The sequence below is a fragment of the Streptomyces sp. C genome (assembly GCF_000158895.1).
In the GTDB taxonomy this organism is placed as follows: Bacteria; Actinomycetota; Actinomycetes; order Streptomycetales; family Streptomycetaceae; genus Streptomyces; species Streptomyces racemochromogenes.
This window is the reverse complement of sequence record NZ_GG657750.1, coordinates 5,295,981-5,296,871: the sequence shown is the minus strand read 5'-3', so window position 1 is coordinate 5,296,871 and position 891 is coordinate 5,295,981. Positions and strand designations below refer to the sequence as shown.

Below are 891 nucleotides of genomic sequence, written 5' to 3'. Positions count from 1 at the left end.
CAGCCCAGCTGCGCCGGCTCCGGCGCGCGCTCACCAGGGCCAGCGGGAGCAGCCCGGCGAGGACGGCGCCCGCCGCGCGGCGCCAGCCCGGCGCCCGCCCGGCGGCGAACGCGTGCGCCGGCAGGGCCAGTACGGCGAACTCGTGCAACCAGCAGCCCAGCAGGAGCACCACCGCGTAGGCCGCCCACCGCTCGCGCAGCATCAGGTACGTCGCCCAGGCCACGGCCGCCGCGACCAGCGCGTACGAGCGCCCCTCCTGCGCGTACGCCTGCACCGGCGGCAGTACGGCGTACGCGGTGCCGGCGATCAGCGCGGCCCGTTCGCCCGCCAGCCGGTGCGTCACGGCGGCCACGCCGGCGGCGGCGAGGGCCGTGCCGGCCACGGACGGCAGCCGCAGGGCCCACGGGCCGCCGTCCCAGAGGGCGAAGACGCCGTGCATCAGCAGGTAGTAGAGGCCGTGCACCGCGTCGACCTGCCCGAGCAGTTCCCACAGCCCGCCGAGCGGGCGGTGCGCGACCTGCCAGGTGGTGGACTCGTCGCGCCACATGCTCCCGCCGCCCGCACCGCGCGGCAGCCCCCACAGTCCGAGGAGCACGGCGGTCAGCGGGGGCAGCGCGCGCCAGGGGGTGATGCGGCGGATGGCGGCCTCCGGGTGCTTTCGATCGGGGGGCGGGGACTCCATACTCGGTGTTCGGTCGGAGTACCTGCGGAGGTGGGTGTGCGAGCGATCCGGGCGGCCGGGGCCGCAACGGTGGTGCTGCTGGGCGCGGTGCTGGTCCTGGCCGGCTGCGGCGGCGGGTCCGGGGGGCCTCCGGACGCGACGGCGGCTCCGACGGCGACGGCGGCCCCGACGGCGGCGACCCCGCGGCCGCCCACGACGCCCCCACCCAC

The 891-nt window shown here is 78.7% G+C and carries 1 protein-coding gene; it reads right to left on the bottom strand.

Annotation, left to right across the window (positions count from 1 at the left end):
* On the bottom strand, positions 1-682 hold a 682-nt coding region (locus tag SSNG_RS24080), incomplete at its 3' end, for a glycosyltransferase family 39 protein (RefSeq protein WP_206731329.1).
* Between the last annotated feature and the right edge of the window lie 209 nt (positions 683-891).